At 72.7% G+C, this 14,669-nt stretch carries 12 protein-coding genes; 3 read left to right on the plus strand and 9 right to left on the minus strand.

Annotated elements, in window-relative coordinates; all coding sequences use genetic code 11:
• Positions 1 to 37 precede the first annotated feature (37 nt).
• Positions 38 to 1,165 carry a sulfurtransferase gene (locus J1M38_RS08730; protein ID WP_078026011.1) on the minus strand — a complete coding sequence of 376 codons (1,128 nt, stop codon included), beginning with the start codon at positions 1,163 to 1,165 and terminating at the stop codon, positions 38 to 40.
• Positions 1,166 to 1,276: 111 nt separating this feature from the next.
• Here J1M38_RS08730 and J1M38_RS08735 point away from each other — a divergent pair, with 111 nt between their 5' ends.
• Entirely contained in the window at positions 1,277 to 1,723 is a 447-nt protein-coding gene (locus J1M38_RS08735; protein ID WP_078026010.1) for a Fur family transcriptional regulator, read from the plus strand.
• Positions 1,724 to 1,747: 24 nt separating this feature from the next.
• Here J1M38_RS08735 and J1M38_RS08740 read toward each other — a convergent pair whose 3' ends face one another.
• The 6 genes from J1M38_RS08740 to J1M38_RS08765 form a co-directional block, all read right to left on the minus strand.
• Positions 1,748 to 2,566: a metal ABC transporter ATP-binding protein gene (locus J1M38_RS08740; protein WP_078026009.1), complete on the minus strand. Its 819-nt coding sequence runs from the start codon at positions 2,564 to 2,566 to the stop codon at positions 1,748 to 1,750.
• Complete coding sequence (locus J1M38_RS08745) at positions 2,563 to 3,462, minus strand: metal ABC transporter permease (RefSeq protein WP_078026008.1); 900 nt, start codon at positions 3,460 to 3,462, stop codon at positions 2,563 to 2,565. The genes J1M38_RS08740 and J1M38_RS08745 overlap by 4 nt, the downstream gene beginning before the upstream one ends.
• Positions 3,463 to 3,464: 2 nt before the next feature.
• Positions 3,465 to 4,472 carry a metal ABC transporter substrate-binding protein gene (locus tag J1M38_RS08750; RefSeq protein ID WP_078026007.1) on the minus strand — a complete coding sequence of 336 codons (1,008 nt, stop codon included), beginning with the start codon at positions 4,470 to 4,472 and terminating at the stop codon, positions 3,465 to 3,467.
• A 76-nt stretch (positions 4,473 to 4,548) separates the two neighbouring features.
• Positions 4,549 to 5,607, minus strand: a complete 1,059-nt coding sequence (locus tag J1M38_RS08755; protein WP_041104317.1) for a hemolysin family protein — start codon at positions 5,605 to 5,607, stop codon at positions 4,549 to 4,551.
• Entirely contained in the window at positions 5,604 to 6,920 is a 1,317-nt protein-coding gene (locus tag J1M38_RS08760; protein WP_041104315.1) for a hemolysin family protein, read from the minus strand. The genes J1M38_RS08755 and J1M38_RS08760 overlap by 4 nt, the downstream gene beginning before the upstream one ends.
• 184 nt (positions 6,921 to 7,104) lie before the next feature.
• Positions 7,105 to 8,586 carry a GuaB1 family IMP dehydrogenase-related protein gene (locus J1M38_RS08765; protein ID WP_049147194.1) on the minus strand — a complete coding sequence of 494 codons (1,482 nt, stop codon included), beginning with the start codon at positions 8,584 to 8,586 and terminating at the stop codon, positions 7,105 to 7,107.
• 200 nt (positions 8,587 to 8,786) lie between these two features.
• Between J1M38_RS08765 and J1M38_RS08770 the strand changes: the two genes are divergently transcribed.
• Both J1M38_RS08770 and J1M38_RS08775 read left to right on the plus strand, forming a co-directional pair.
• Positions 8,787 to 12,518, plus strand: a complete 3,732-nt coding sequence (locus tag J1M38_RS08770) for a multifunctional oxoglutarate decarboxylase/oxoglutarate dehydrogenase thiamine pyrophosphate-binding subunit/dihydrolipoyllysine-residue succinyltransferase subunit (protein WP_078026005.1) — start codon at positions 8,787 to 8,789, stop codon at positions 12,516 to 12,518.
• Positions 12,519 to 12,594: 76 nt separating this feature from the next.
• The gene (locus J1M38_RS08775) at positions 12,595 to 13,200 is read left to right on the plus strand and encodes a GDSL-type esterase/lipase family protein (RefSeq protein ID WP_004167659.1); all 606 of its coding nucleotides are present in this window, start codon (positions 12,595 to 12,597) and stop codon (positions 13,198 to 13,200) included.
• 257 nt (positions 13,201 to 13,457) lie between these two features.
• Here the strand turns inward: J1M38_RS08775 and rsrA are convergent, their stop codons facing one another.
• Positions 13,458 to 13,736, minus strand: a complete 279-nt coding sequence (gene rsrA / locus J1M38_RS08780) for a mycothiol system anti-sigma-R factor (RefSeq protein WP_060974333.1) — start codon at positions 13,734 to 13,736, stop codon at positions 13,458 to 13,460.
• Positions 13,733 to 14,449 (minus strand): sigma-70 family RNA polymerase sigma factor, encoded by a 717-nt coding sequence (locus J1M38_RS08785; RefSeq protein WP_036314006.1) that lies wholly within the window; start codon positions 14,447 to 14,449, stop codon positions 13,733 to 13,735. The genes rsrA and J1M38_RS08785 overlap by 4 nt, the downstream gene beginning before the upstream one ends.
• Between the last annotated feature and the right edge of the window lie 220 nt (positions 14,450 to 14,669).

Here is a 14,669-nt window from a genome sequence, read left to right on the forward strand (position 1 = left end):
CCTCCTGGGGGTCGGCGGGGCGGGGCCCCGGGGCTCGTCAGTCCCGGCCGGACGCGCCGTCGGGCTCGGGGCCGACCGCGACGGCGTTGGACGGGTCCTGGACCCATGCTGACCACGAACCCGGGTAGAGCGCCACTCCGGGTCGCCCCGCGACGGCCAGGGTGAGCACGGCGTGCGCCGCGGTGATGCCCGAGCCGCAGTACACGGCCACGGGAGTGGCGTCGTCCACGCCGACGGCGTCGAACCGCTCCGCCAGCTCCGCGGCGGGCCGCAGGCGGCCGTCCTCGGCGATGCTCTCCGCCGTGGGCACGTTCCGCGCCCCGGGGATGTGCCCGGCCACGGGGTCGAAGGGCTCGACCTCCCCGCGGTACCGCTCGGCCGCCCGCGCGTCGAGGAGCAGACCGCCGGAGGCCATCGCCTCGGCGCCGGCCGTGTCCACGACGGGCATCCGGCCCCACGACGGCCGGGCGGTGCCGGGCACCGGGATGACCTCGCCGGGCTGCAGGGGCAGGCCCGCGGCGCGCCACGCCTCGAGGCCGCCGTCCAGGAGCATGGAGTCCCGCAGCCCCGCGTGGCGCAGCAGCCACCAGGCGCGCGCGGCGGACAGGCCGTGGTCGTCGTCGTAGACCACGATGGTGTCGCCCTCGTCGATCCCCCACATCCGCACGGTCTCCGCGAACTGGCGCGCGTCCGGCAGGGGGTGGCGCCCCGCCGCCGGACCGGCGTGGCCGGCGAGCTGGCTGGGCAGGGAGACGTAGACGGCGCCCGGCAGATGGCCCTGGAGATAGGCGGCGTGGTCGGGCCCGCCCGCCGTGGCCCGGAACCGGACGTCGAGCAGGATCACCCGGTTCGGGCGGCATCGGCCCGGCTGGGCGTAGGCCGGGCCCTCGGGCACCGGCGGCAGGTCCTCGACGGGGGCCAGGCCGAGCCAGCCGGCCAGCACGTCCACCGTCACCAGGGTGGGCGGCTCGGCGGCCTCGGGGTCGACGCCGTCGGTGTCCGCGTCCGGGTCGCCGCCGGCGTCATGGGACGAGGACGGGGCCGCCGTGGGCGCCGGGACGACGCGGGCCTGCCCCTCGTCGACGACGATCAGCGGGTCGGGTCGATCGGGGGCGGCGCCGTCGCGGTCCGGGACAGGGGATGGGTCCGGGGTCTCGCTGTGCACCCGGACACCCTACTCCACGCCCCCTTCGGCGTCGCTGATAACCTGGAGGATGGCCCGCGCGGACCTGTTCCGGACCGTGCGGAGGAGGCGGCAGCCGCCGCAGAAGGAGTCGTGAGCACCGTGAGCGCCCCCGAGCCCAGCCCCCGTGCCGCCCGTCCCCGGGCGACCCGGCAGAAGGCCGCCGTCGACCGAGCCCTGGACCGCATCCCGGACTTCGTGAGCGCGCAGGAGCTCCATGCCCGCCTCCAGGACCAGGGCGAACGCGTCTCGCTGGCCACCGTGTACCGGACCCTGCAGCAGCAGCTCGACGACGGGCTCGTGGACGTGCTCCGCCGCGATGACGGCGAGTCCGTGTACCGCCGGTGCGAGGACGAGGGCCACCATCACCACCTGGTGTGCCGGAGCTGCTGGACCACCGTCGAGGTCACCGCCCCCCACGTCGAGGCGTGGGCCACCGCCGTCGCCGCGGAGCACGGCTTCACGGACGCGGACCACACGGTGGAGATCACCGGTGTCTGCGCCCGCTGCCGGACCGAGGGGCGCACCCGCGGGGCCTGACCATGACCATGGGCCGGGCCCCGGTCAGTGGCGGCGGCCGCCCGCGGGGTCGTCCAGGAAGTCCGCCGCGTCCTCGACCGCCGTGGAGGGCCCGTGCAGGGCGCCCCGGCCGTACGCGATGTCCAGGTTCTCGACCGTGAGCACGTCCCGCGGCGAGCCGGAGGCCACGACGCGCCCGCCCATCAGGACCACGTGGTCCGCCTCCGCGGCCTCGTCGAGATCGTGGGTCGTGTAGACCACGGACACCCCGCGCGTCGGCTCCTCGTGGAGGAGGTCGTCGATCGTGCGGGCGGAGACGATGTCGAGGCCCGTCATCGGCTCGTCGAGCAGCAGCACGTCGTGGTCCTGGGCGAGGCCCTGGGCCACGTAGGCGCGCTGGCGCTGCCCGCCGGAGAGCTGGTCGAGGTGCCGCCGCGCCAGGTCCGCGACCTGCATGCGCTCCATGGCGGCCCGCACGATGTCCCGGTCCTCCCTCCGGAACCGGCGGAACCACCCGAGCGTGGGGTACCGGCCCATCCCGACGACGTCGCGCACCGTCACCGGCACGCCCTGGGGCACGCCGATGGACTGCATCACGAAGGAGGTGCGCTGCGAGCGCCGGCGCGGGTCCTCGCCGAGTACCTCGAGCGCACCGGAGGCCGGGTCGCTCAGGCCCGCCAGGGCGGTCAGCAGCGTGGACTTGCCGGAGCCGTTGGGCCCGATCACCGCGATCAGCCGCCGGGCCGGCAGGGTGAAGTCGGAGGGTCGGACGGCCACGTGCGAGCCGTGGCGCAGTTCGAGCGCCCGGGCGACCGCGAGGGGAGGCGTGGCCGCCGCGGCGCCCGCGGGGAAGGACGCGTTCATCGGGCGACCTCCGCTCCGGGCAGGGCCACGACCGGCGTCTCCCGCTCACGCTGCGCGCGCGAGCGCACGTGCCGGCCCAGGAGCGCCAGCACGGCGGCGCGGACGGCGAGCACGACGAAGAACAGCAGGATCGGCATGAGCGCCATGGTGGCCGAACCCGCCGTGCCCAGCCGGTAGCTGAGGGTGAGCCCGGTGACGACGCACGCCGCGCCGATCACGACGGAGACGAGCATCATCTGGGGGACGCTGCGCGTCAGCAGCGCCGCCGTCGCGGGCGGTCCCACGAGGAGGCCGAACACGAGCACCGTGCCCACCGCCTGGAACGAACCGATCACGGCCGCGCCGATCATCACCAGCAGCAGCGTGTGCGTCAGCCCCGGCCGCATGCCCAGCGAGCGCGCCTTGACCTCGGAGAAGCTCAGCGCCAGCAGGGGCCGGTAGAGCAGCAGGGCCAGGGCGATCACCACGACGGCGATGACCGCCTGGGTCACGATGCCGTCCACGCTGACACCCAGCACATCGCCGAACAGGATCGACGTGAGCGAACCCGTGTAGGAGTCCGACTTGGAGATGATCACCACGCCCAGGGCCATCATCCCCACGAAGAGCAGGCCGATGGCCGTGTCCTCCTTGAGGGTGGTGGCCCGGTGCACCAGGGAGATGCCCGCCATCATGACGACGGCGGCCACCGCCGCACCGAGGTGGGGGCTGCCGCCGGTGACGACCGCCAGGGCGATGCCCGGCAGGACACCGTGCACGAACGCGTCCCCGAAGAAGCTCATCCCGCGCAGCACCAGCCACGTGCCCACGACCGAGCACATCACCACCGCGATGAGTCCGCCGACGAGGGCGCGCTGTTGGAAGCCCATCTGGAAGGGTTCGAGCAGCCAGTCCATCCTCAGCCCTCCAGCGCGTCGGCGAGGGTGCGGGCGTTGGCGAGCATGGCCTCGGCGTAGTCCGCCTCCGGGGTGTCCTTCGGGCCGACGCCGCTCTCGTAGACCTCGATGACCGGCAGGTTGCCGGCCTCCTCGGCCACGGTGTCCACGAGGCTGTTGCGCGCGCCCACGGACGTGATCACGGCGTCCGCGCCGCCGTCACGGATGGACCGGGCGAGCTCGGCGATCTCCTGAGAGGAGGGCTCGCCGTCGGTGGAGCCGCCCGGGACGACGACGCCGGACACGGTGAAGTCGTAGGCGTCGCTGAAGTAGCCGTAGGCGTCGTGGTCCGTGACCAGCGTGCGGCGGTCCTCCGGGACCCCGGCGAGGATCTCCCGGACCTGCGCGTCCGTCTGCTCGAGTTCCCCGCGGACGGTCGCGCCGCACTCGGCGAACCTCTCGTCACCCCGCTCCTGGGCGAGCGTGTCGCCCATCAGCTCGGCGGCCCTCGCCATGCGGGCGACGTCCATCCAGACGTGCGGATCCTCGGACCCGTGGTCGTGGCCCTCGTGGCCCGCCCCCTCCTCGGCGTGGTCATGGCCGCCGAAGGGCAGCGGATCCAGCTGGGGCGCCACCTCGACGACGGTCGCGCCGTCCGCCTCCGCGTTCGCGAGGGCGGACTCCATGCCGCCCTCGAGGCCGAGGCCGTTGGAGAACACGAGGCCGGAGGAGACCATGTCCTTCACCTGCGCGGACGAGGCGGAGAAGTCGTGCGGGTCGTCGCCGGGGCCCATCACCGTGGCGCTGCGGGCGTCGGCGCACGCGACCACGCGGTCGAGCACGGAGCCGAGCTGCGTCGTCGTGGCGACGGCCACGGGCGCGCCCGCGGCCGAGCCGGACCCGGAGTCCGCAGAGGCGCCCGCGGCCTGCGCGCCCGCGGAGTCGCCGCTGGTCCCGCCGCACGCGGCGAGGCTCAGGGTGAGCGCGGCGAGGGCACCGGTCAGGGCGGGCAGACGACGGCGGCGGAGCATGGGGCGACCTCGTTCGTGTCGGGGACGGTGCATGAAATCGGTTCTCAACAGTAGCACCGCGCCGACCGCGCGACGCTCACGCGGGCCGGAACCGACGTGGCGACTGCGTCACGTCGTTGATCTCCCCGACGAGCTCCTCGAGCACGTCTTCGAGGAAGAGTATGCCCGCGGTCTCGCCCTCGGGCGTGATGACCCGGGCGAGGTGGGAGCCCGTGCGCTGCATGAGCGCCAGGGCGTCCTCGACCTCGTCCTCGAGCCGCACGTTGGCCAGCGAGCGCACGCGCGTGAGCGGGATCGGCTCATCGTGTCCCGACGGGCCCACGGTGAGGACGTCCTTCAGGTGCAGGTAGCCGGTGTAGCCGCCGTCGGGGTCCTCGACCACGAACCGGGAGAAGCCCACGCGGCCCACGGTCCACTCGAAGTCGTGCGGCGTGATCCCCTCGGGGACGGTGACGACCCGCTCGAGCGGCACCATCACGTCCCCGGCCCGGTGGTCCGAGAACTCGAGGGCCGAGTGCAGCACGCCGGACTCGTCCTCCAGGGTGCCCGAGCGGGTGGACTCGGCCACGATCGACTGCACCTCCTCGAGCGTGTAGGAGGAGGCCACCTCGTCCTTCGGCTCGATGCGCAGGGCGTGCAGCACGAGGTTGGCCGTCCAGTTCAGCGCGGCCACGACGGGATGCAGCAGCTTCGAGAGCCACACGAGCGGCTGGGCCAGCAGCATCACGGCGCGGTCCGCGAACGAGACGGCGGCGTTCTTGGGCACCATCTCGCCCAGGGTCACGTGCAGGAAGGTGACCACCAGCAGCGCGAGCACGAAGGCGGTCACGTCCGCCGCCGCGGACGGGACCCCGAGGGCGGCCATCGGGACGACGAGCAGGTGGTGCAGCGCCGGCTCGGACACGTTGAGGATGAGCAGGGAGCACACCGTGATGCCGAGCTGGCAGACGGCCAGCATCTGGGAGACGTGCTCCATCGCGTAGAGCGCCACCTGGGCCTGGCGGGAGCCGGCCTCGGCCCGCGGCTCGATCTGCGCCCGGCGGGCGCCCATGACGGCGAACTCGCCCGCCACGAAGAAGGCGTTGGCGGCCAACAGGACCACCAGCCACAGCAGTCCGACGACGTCCCCGTTCATGCGCGCGTCTCCTCGTCCTCAGCGGCCGGGTCGAAGCGCACGCGCTCGATGCGGCGGCCGTCCATCCGCTCGACCGTCAGGGTGCCGCCGTCCACGTCCACCACGTCCCCGACCTCCGCCAGGCGCCCCAGTCGGGCCAGGATGTACCCGCCGACGGTCTCGTAGGCCCCGTCCTCCGGCACCACGAGGGCCGGGATCTGGGTCCGCACCTCGTCGGGCCGCAGCTCCGCCGGGAAGTACCAGCGGCCGGAGGCCGTCTGGAGGACCCCCGGGGTGACGCGGTCGTGCTCGTCCGCGACCTCGCCGACGATCTCCTCCACCACGTCCTCGAGCGTGACCACCCCTGCGGTGCCCCCGTACTCGTCCACGACGACGGCCATCTGCAGGTTCGCGTCGCGCAGCTCGGCCAGCAGCTGGTCCAGGTGCACGGTCTCCGGCACGCGGATGACCTCCGTCATCAGTGCACCGGCCTCGAGGTCGGCGCGGCGCTCCCGCGGCACGGCCACGACCTTCTTCACGTGCACCACGCCGCGGATGTCGTCCGAGGAGTCGCCGATCACGGGGAACCGCGAGTAGCCGGTGCTGCGGGCCAGGTCCAGGACCTCGGGCAGAGCCTGGTCCTCCCTCACCGTCTCCACGCGGATGCGCGGGGTCATCACGTCCGCGGCGGTGCGGTCCGCGAAGCGCAGCGTCCGGTCCAGGAACGTGGCGGTCTGCGCGTCGAGCGTGCCCAGCTGGGCCGAGCGGCGGACCAGCGAGGAGAGCTCCTCGGGGCTGCGGGCGCCGGAGATCTCCTCCTTGGCCTCGATGCCCACGCGGGCCAGCACGCCGTTGGAGAACCCGTTCAGGACCAGGATCGCCGGCTTGAACACGGTGCTGAACACGAGCTGGGGCCGGGCGAGTGCGCGGCCGATCGCCATGGGCTCGGCGATGGACATGTTCTTGGGGATCAGCTCGCCGAGGAGCATCGAGAGCAGGGTCGCCACGACCATCGCGACGACGAGCGAGACGGTGCCCACCACGCCGGCCGGCAGCCCCACCTGGAGCAGCAGCGGGTCGATGAGCCGGCTGATCGCCGGGTCCATCACGTAGCCGGTGAGCAGTGTGGTCAGAGTGATGCCCAGCTGGCACGCGGAGAGCTGGGTCGAGAGTGACTTGAGACAGCGCAGCAGGGGCTCGGCGCCGCGGTCACCCGCGTCCACCATGCGCTGCACGGTGGGCACGTCGATCGCGATCATGGCGAACTCGACGGCCACGAAGAACCCGGTGCCCACGATCAGGGCCAGGCCGAGGATCAGCAGGAGCCACTCCACCCGACCTCACCCCCTCGACGGCGGGCCGGGCGGCGGTGCGGGGCACCGGGACTGGAAGGCTCCGATCCGGCCGCGTCCGCGTGGGCGGACGAGCGGTCTGGCACACAGGTGTCAGGGTGATCCATAGTCCGCCCAGTATAGGGGCGTCAGGCCCCGGCGGAACGAGCAGGGGCATGCGGCCGCCTCACCACGACGAGGCGACCGGCCGGCCCTCCTCGTAGCCCGCCGCGGACTGCAGGCCGACGACGGCGCGCTCACGGAACTCCGCCAGGTCGTGGGCGCCGGCGTAGGTCAGCGACGAGCGCACACCGGACGTGATGGTGTCCAGCAGGTCCTCCACCGAGGGGCGGCGCGGGTCCACGTACATGCGCGAGGAGGAGATGCCCTCCTCGAACATCGCCTTGCGGGCCTTGGTGAAGGCGTCCTCGTGGCGGGTGCGGTGCTGGACCGCGCGGGCCGAGGCCATGCCGAAGCTCTCCTTGTACCGCCGACCGTCCGGACCGTGCACGAGGTCGCCCGGAGACTCGAGCGTCCCCGCGAACCACGAGCCGATCATCACCGAGCTGGCTCCGGCGGCCAGCGCGAGCGCCACGTCCCGCGGGTGCTTCACCCCGCCGTCCGCCCACACGCGTGCCCCGAGCTCGCGGGCCGCGGCGGCGCACTCCAGGACCGCCGAGAACTGGGGCCGGCCCACCGCGGTCTGCATGCGCGTGGTGCACATCGCGCCCGGTCCCACGCCCACCTTGACGATGTCCGCGCCGGCCGCGACCAGGTCCCGGACGCCGTCGCCGGAGACGACGTTGCCGGCCACCACGGGCACGCCGGGGTCGAGGGCCCGCACGGCGGCGAGCGCGTCCAGCATGGTCCGCTGATGACCGTGCGCGGTGTCCACGACGAGCACGTCGACGCCGGCCTCGACCAGGACGGCGGCCTTCTCCCCCACCGCCCCGTTGATGCCGACGGCGGCGCCGACGCGGAGCCGTCCGTCGTCGTCGAGACCGGGCGTGAACAAGGACGAGCGCAGCAGGCCCGCCGCGGTGACGACCCCGCGCAGCACGGGGGCGGCGGTGCCCACCGCCGGGTCCACGACGGGGGCCATCTCCTGGTGCGCGGCGTGCAGGCGCTCGAAGGCCGCCCGCAGCGCGTCCTTGTCCGGGGCGCCGTCCGTGCCGCCGAGCTCGGCGAGCGTGAGGGTCACCACCGGAGGGTGCATGACGGAGGCGGCCGAGGTGAAGCGGTCCACGTCCTCGCAGTCCTGGGGGCGGACCACGCCGAGCAGCCCGCCGTGCGCGTCCACCACGCAGACGGCCCCGTGGTTGCGGCGGTCCACGAGGTGGAGCAGGTCCAGCACCGTGTCCTGCGGGCCGACGGTCAGGGCGGTGTCCGCCACGGGGTGGGCCGCCTTCACCCGACGCACGACGTCCCGGATCACGTCCGCCGGGATGTCCTGCGGCAGGATCCCGAGACCGCCGCGCCGGGCCATGGTCTCGACCATCCGGCGCCCGGTGACGGCGGTCATGTTGGCGGAGACCAGGGGGATGGTGGCGCCCGTGCCGTCATCCGGGGCGATGTCCACGTCCATGCGACTGGCGACGTCCGAGTGTGAGGGCACGAGGAAGACGTCGTTGTACGTCAGGTCGACGGCCGGGTCGGTGAGGAAGCGCATGGCGTCAGTCTCCCAGACGAGGCGGACGCCGTGAGGCCCCCGCGCGTCCGCCGGGAGCGGAGTCGAGCCGAGGCCGCGGCATTCCGACCGGGGGCGTCGAAGAACTATGATGTCTCGAGGCGTTCCCGGCCCCACGCGCGCCGCGCGGGTGGCCCGGCGCAGCACATCGCATCCCAAGGCTCAGGAAGAGGCGTTACACAGTGCCAGAACTCACGTCGGACCGGCTCGCACAGGAGTTCCCGGGGAACGAACGGCTGGTGGCCGAGATCTACCGGAAGTACCGCGAGGACTCCGGTTCCGTGGACCGGCAGTGGGCACAGATCTTCGCCCGTCTCGAGGCCAGCGCCCCCGCCGCCGAGGCCGAGCCGAAGGCCGCCGCCAAGACCGAGCCGAAGACCGCCGCCAAGGCCGAGCCGAAGGCCACCGCCAAGGTGACCGAGCCGAAGGCGGCGACCGCCCCGGCCCGGGGTGCGCAGCCCAAGGAGACCTCGGTCAGCACCGGCCCCAAGCCCAAGAAGACCCCGGCGGCCCAGGCCGTGCCCTCCGAGCCCGCCGACACCGCCACCACCACCGCGGACGAGAAGCAGGAGAAGGCCACCGTCCTCAAGGGCATGGCCAAGGCCGTGGCCACGAACATGGACGCCTCCCTATCCATGCCCACCGCCACCACCGTGCGCGACCTGCCGGCCAAGGTGCTGATCGACAACCGCGTGGTCATCAACAGCCACCTGGCCCGCACCCGCGGCGGCAAGGTCTCCTTCACCCACTTCATCGGCTACGCCGTGGTCCGCGCGCTCGCGGCCATGCCCTCGATGAACGTGACCTACGAGGAGCGCGACGGCAAGCCCACCATGGTGGAGCCGGCCCACGTGAACTTCGGCCTGGCCATCGACCTGCCCCGCCCGGACGGCACCCGCGCGCTCGTGGTCCCCAACGTCAAGGCCGCCGAGACCCTCGACTTCCGCGGCTTCTGGAAGGCGTACGACGACCTCGTCCAGCGCGCCCGCAAGAACAAGCTGACGATGGACGACTACGCCGGCACCACGGTCTCCCTGACCAACCCGGGCGGTATCGGCACCGTGCACTCGGTGCCCCGCCTGTCCCAGGGCCAGGCCGCCATCATCGGCGTCGGCGCGCTGACCTATCCGGCCGCCTTCCAGGGCGCCGCCGAGTCCACGCTGCACGACCTGGCGATCTCCAAGACGATCACGCTGACCTCCACGTACGACCACCGCGTGATCCAGGGCGCCGGCTCCGGCGAGTTCCTGAAGATCGTGCACGGCCTCCTGCTGGGCGAGGACGGCTTCTACGACGAGGTCTTCCACTCCCTGCGCATCCCCTACGAGCCCGTCCGCTGGGCCCAGGACGTGCAGGTGAACCCGGAGGAGCAGATCGGCAAGGTCGCCCGCATCCAGCAGCTCATCCACGCGTACCGGGACCGCGGCCACCTGCTGGCCAACGTGGACCCGCTCGAGTACTCGATGGCCTACCACCCGGACCTCGACATCCGCGAGCACGGGCTGACCCTGTGGGACCTGGACCGCAAGTGGCCCACCGGCGGCTTCGGCGGGGCGGGCAGCCTGACGCTGCGCAAGATCCTCGGCGTGCTGCGTGACGCGTACTGCCGCACCATCGGCGTCGAGTACATGCACATCCAGGACCCGGCCGAGCGCGCCTGGTTCCAGGAGAAGCTCGAGCAGCCGTACGCCAAGCCCACCCGCGAGGAGCAGCTGCGCATCCTGGGCCGACTCAACGCCGCGGAGGCGTTCGAGACGTTCCTGCAGACCAAGTACATCGGCCAGAAGCGCTTCTCCCTGGAGGGCGGCGAGTCCCTCATCCCGCTGCTGGACGGCATCCTCGGCGACGCCGCCGACGCCGGGCTGGACGAGGTCGCCATCGGCATGGCGCACCGCGGTCGCCTGAACGTGCTGACCAACATCGCCGGCAAGACCTACAGCCAGGTCTTCCGCGAGTTCGAGGGGGCCACCCCGGGCGGCGCCTCGGGCTCGGGCGACGTGAAGTACCACATGGGCACCGAGGGCACCTTCGTGTCCGACGCCGGCAACAGCACCCGCGTGTACCTCGCCGCCAACCCCTCGCACCTGGAGGCCGTGGACCCGGTCCTCGAGGGCGTCGTGCGTGCCAAGCAGGACCGCCTCGATCTGGGTGGCCAGCGCCCGGACTCCTTCTCCGTGCTGCCGATCCTCGTGCACGGCGACGCGGCCTTCGCGGGCCAGGGCGTCGTGACCGAGGTCCTGCAGCTCTCGCAGCTGCCCGGCTACCGCACCGGCGGCACGATCCACGTGGTCGTGAACAACCAGGTGGGCTTCACCACGCCGCCGACCCAGGCGCGCTCCGCGGTGTACTCCACCGACGTGGCCAAGACCATCCAGGCCCCGATCTTCCACGTCAACGGCGACGAGCCGGAGTCCGTGGTGCACGTGGCCCAGCTCGCCTTCGAGTACCGCCAGCGGTTCAACAAGGACGTCGTCATCGACCTCGTCTGCTACCGCCGCCGCGGCCACAACGAGGGCGACGACCCGTCGATGACGCAGCCGCGCATGTACAACCTCATCGAGCAGAAGCGCTCCACCCGCAAGCTGTACGTCGAGTCCCTCGTGGGCCGCGGCGACATCACGCAGGAGGAGGCGGACAGCGCCCTGAAGGACTACCAGCAGCAGCTGGAGCGGGTCTTCGCGGAGACCCACGAGGACGCGCCCGCCTCCGGCGGGGAGGGCCTCCGCCCGGCCGAGGACCGGGACGCGGCCCCGGAGGCGCCGGCGTCCACGGCCATCTCGGCCGAGACGCTGCGGGCCATCGGGCAGGCGCACATCGACGTGCCCGAGGGCTTTACGGTCCACCCCAAGCTCGCGGCCCTGCTCGAGCGCCGCGCCAAGATGGCCGTCGACGGCGGCATCGACTGGGGCTTCGCCGAGCTGGCGGCCTTCGGCTCGCTGCTCATGGAGCGCGTGCCGGTCCGCCTGGCGGGCCAGGACTCCCAGCGCGGCACCTTCACGCAGCGCCACTCGGTGTTCCACGACCGGATCACCGGCGACACGTGGGCGCCGCTGAGGCACCTCTCCGAGGACCAGGCGAAGTTCTGGGTCTACAACTCGCTGCTGTCCGAGTACGCCGCCCTCGGCTTCGAGTACGGCTACTCCGTGGAGCGCTCCGACGCCCTCGTGCTGTGGGAGGCCCAGTTCGGCGACTTCGTGAACGGCGCGCAGACGATCATCGACGAGTTCATCTCCTCGGCCGATCAGAAGTGGTCGCAGACCTCGTCCGTGGTCCTGCTCCTCCCCCACGGCTACGAGGGACAGGGGCCGGACCACTCCTCCGCCCGCATCGAGCGCTTCCTGCAGATGTGCGCCGAGGACAACATGCGCGTGGTCAACCCCTCCACGGGCGCGAACCACTTCCACCTGCTGCGCGAGCACGCCTACGCCCGCCCGCGTCGGCCCCTCATCGTGTTCACCCCGAAGCAGCTGCTGCGCCTCAAGGCCGCCGCGAACTCGGTGGAGGACTTCACCGAGGGCGGCTTCCAGCCGGTCATCCCGGACGCCGGGGTGGACGCCAAGGACGTCACGCGCGTGCTGCTGGTCTCCGGCCGGCTGTACTACGACCTGCTCGCCCGCCGCCAGAAGTCCGGTGACACCTCCACTGCGATCGTGCGGGTGGAGCAGCTCTACCCGCTGCCGCTCGACGAGATCCGCAAGGCGCTCCGCGCCTACCCGGTCGCCGACGTCACCTGGGTGCAGGACGAGCCCGCGAACCAGGGCCCGTGGCCGTTCATGGCACTGAACCTCGTGCCGCAGCTCGACGTCCCCGTGACCCTCGTGTCCCGCCCGGCCTCGGCCGCGACCTCCGCGGGCACCAAGGGCCGCCACGACCAGGAGCTCAGCACGCTGCTGGACGCCGCCTTCGGCCGCTGACCCGGACCGACCCTGCGCCGCCGCCGCACCCTCCGGTGCGGCGGCGGCGCCGGATCGGCCGACGAAAGGACACACTGTGCACAACCGCCGGATCCGGATCGCCGCCGTCGGCGACCAGCTGCTGGCCGGTGCGGGCGACGCCCGCGCCATCGGCTGGTGGGGCCGCGTGCTCGCCCGCACCCAGGCCCCCGACGTGGAGCTGGAGAACTACGTGCTGGCCGTGCCGCACGAGACCACCGAGGACCTCAACGAGCGCTGGTGGGGCGAGGCCTCGCGGCGCTTCTCCGAGGAGACGGAGAACCGCCTCGTCGTGGCCCTGTCCGACGCGGACCTGGACCTGGAGGCCACCTCGACCGCCCGCTCGCGGCTGAACCTGGCCAACGTCCTGGACACCGCCTCGCAGCGGAACATCCCGGTGCTCGTGGTGGGCCCCACGCCCACCCTGGACGAGCAGCGCAACGCCCGGCTCGCCGAGCTCAACGCCGCCTACCTGGATGTGGCCGACCGGCGCAACCACGTGTACGTGGACACGTTCACCCCGCTGGTGGGCCACGAGCAGTGGCGCTCGGACCTGGCCTCCGGCCAGGGCCGGCCGGGCCAGGCGGGCCACGGGCTCATCGCGTGGCTCGTGCTGCATCGGGGCTGGTACCAGTGGCTCGGTCTGCCCGAGCCCACGGCCTGATGTGACAGAATGGACCACCGACCGACTCGTTGAAGGGAGACGTCATGAGCAAGCGTGCACGCAAGCGTCGCGACCGCCGCAGGAACGGCGCCAACCACGGCAAGCGTCCCAACGCCTGATCCGCTGATCGGCGTCGCGGACCGGCCGGGTGCCACCCGGCGACCGCAGAGACCACGAAGGGCCGTCCCCTCAGGGGACGGCCCTTCGTCATCGTCGGGGCGCCCGATCGGGTGCCCACGGGTCCGCATGTCGCGGTGTCAGCCCCAGGTGACGGTCGTCGTCGAGATCTGGGTGATGCGGGTCATGATGGTGGCCCGCAGCTGCGCGGGCGCCTTCTCCTGACAGCACCGACGCACCGCCGAGCGGATGAGCTCCTCGAGCTCCTTCTGGTGCCGGCAGTCCGGACACTCCGCCACGTGGGCGCGCACCTGCTCGATGTCCTCGGGCGTCAGGGCGCCGTCCAGGTACTGGTACAGCCGCTCCAGGGAGGCGTCCTGGGCGACGCGGCACTCATGGCCGTGCTGGTCCGCGGTCATCGCGTGGCCTCCTTCGTGCTCGTCTCGGTCTGCTTCGTGCCGCCGCGCCCGGTCTTCTTCTTCGGCTGGGCCTTGATGCCGCGCGCGGCCGCGTAGTCCGCGAGGCGCTCGCGCAGCTGCTTGCGGCCGCGGTGCAGCCGCGACATGACGGTGCCGATCGGCACGTCGAGGATCTCGGCGATCTCCTTGTAGGCGAAGCCCTCCACGTCCGCGAAGTAGACGGCGAGCCGGAACTCCTCCGGGATCGCCTGCAGGGCGTCCTTCACCTGGGAGTCGGGCAGCCGGTCGAGGGCCTCCGTCTCGGCCGAGCGCAGGCCACCGGAGGTGTGCTCGGCGGCCCGGGCCATCTGCCAGTCCTCCACCTCAGGGTTGTCCGCCTCGAGGGGCTGGCGCTGCCGCTTGCGGTAGAGGTTGATGTACGTGTTCGTGAGGATCCGGTAGAGCCAGGCCTTGAGGTTGGTGCCGGGCCGGTACTGGTGGAACGAGGAGTAGGCCTTCGTGTACGCCTCCTGGACCAGGTCCTCGGCGTCCTGCGGGTTGCGCGTCATGCGCAGCGCAGCGGAGTACAACTGGTCCACGAACTCGAGGGCGTCACGCTCGAACCGGGCACGGCGCTGCTGTTCGGACTCGGCGGCGACGTCGATGTCGGCGCGGTCGTGCTCGGGGGCGTCCTCGGGCCGGGCGAATTCCGGCCGGCTGTTGTCAGTGCTCATCGCGGGCCAGTCTACGGTCCGGGAGGGATGCGTCAGCAGGGCGGCGCTCATGCGGGGCTCCTCTCCGGCTGCGGTCCGCGGCGAGCGGGACCGGTGCGCCGACACGGGTACGGGGTCGTCCAGTGGAGCGCCAGGAGCGTTCCAGGTATTCCCCCGCGACAGGCCGACCCCGGCCGACAGCCGCCGGATAGGCTGGTCCGGTGACCCGCCCCACGCGTGC

This window comes from Micrococcus sp. KRD070, from assembly GCF_017168435.1.
Classification (GTDB): Bacteria; Actinomycetota; Actinomycetes; order Actinomycetales; family Micrococcaceae; genus Micrococcus; species Micrococcus luteus.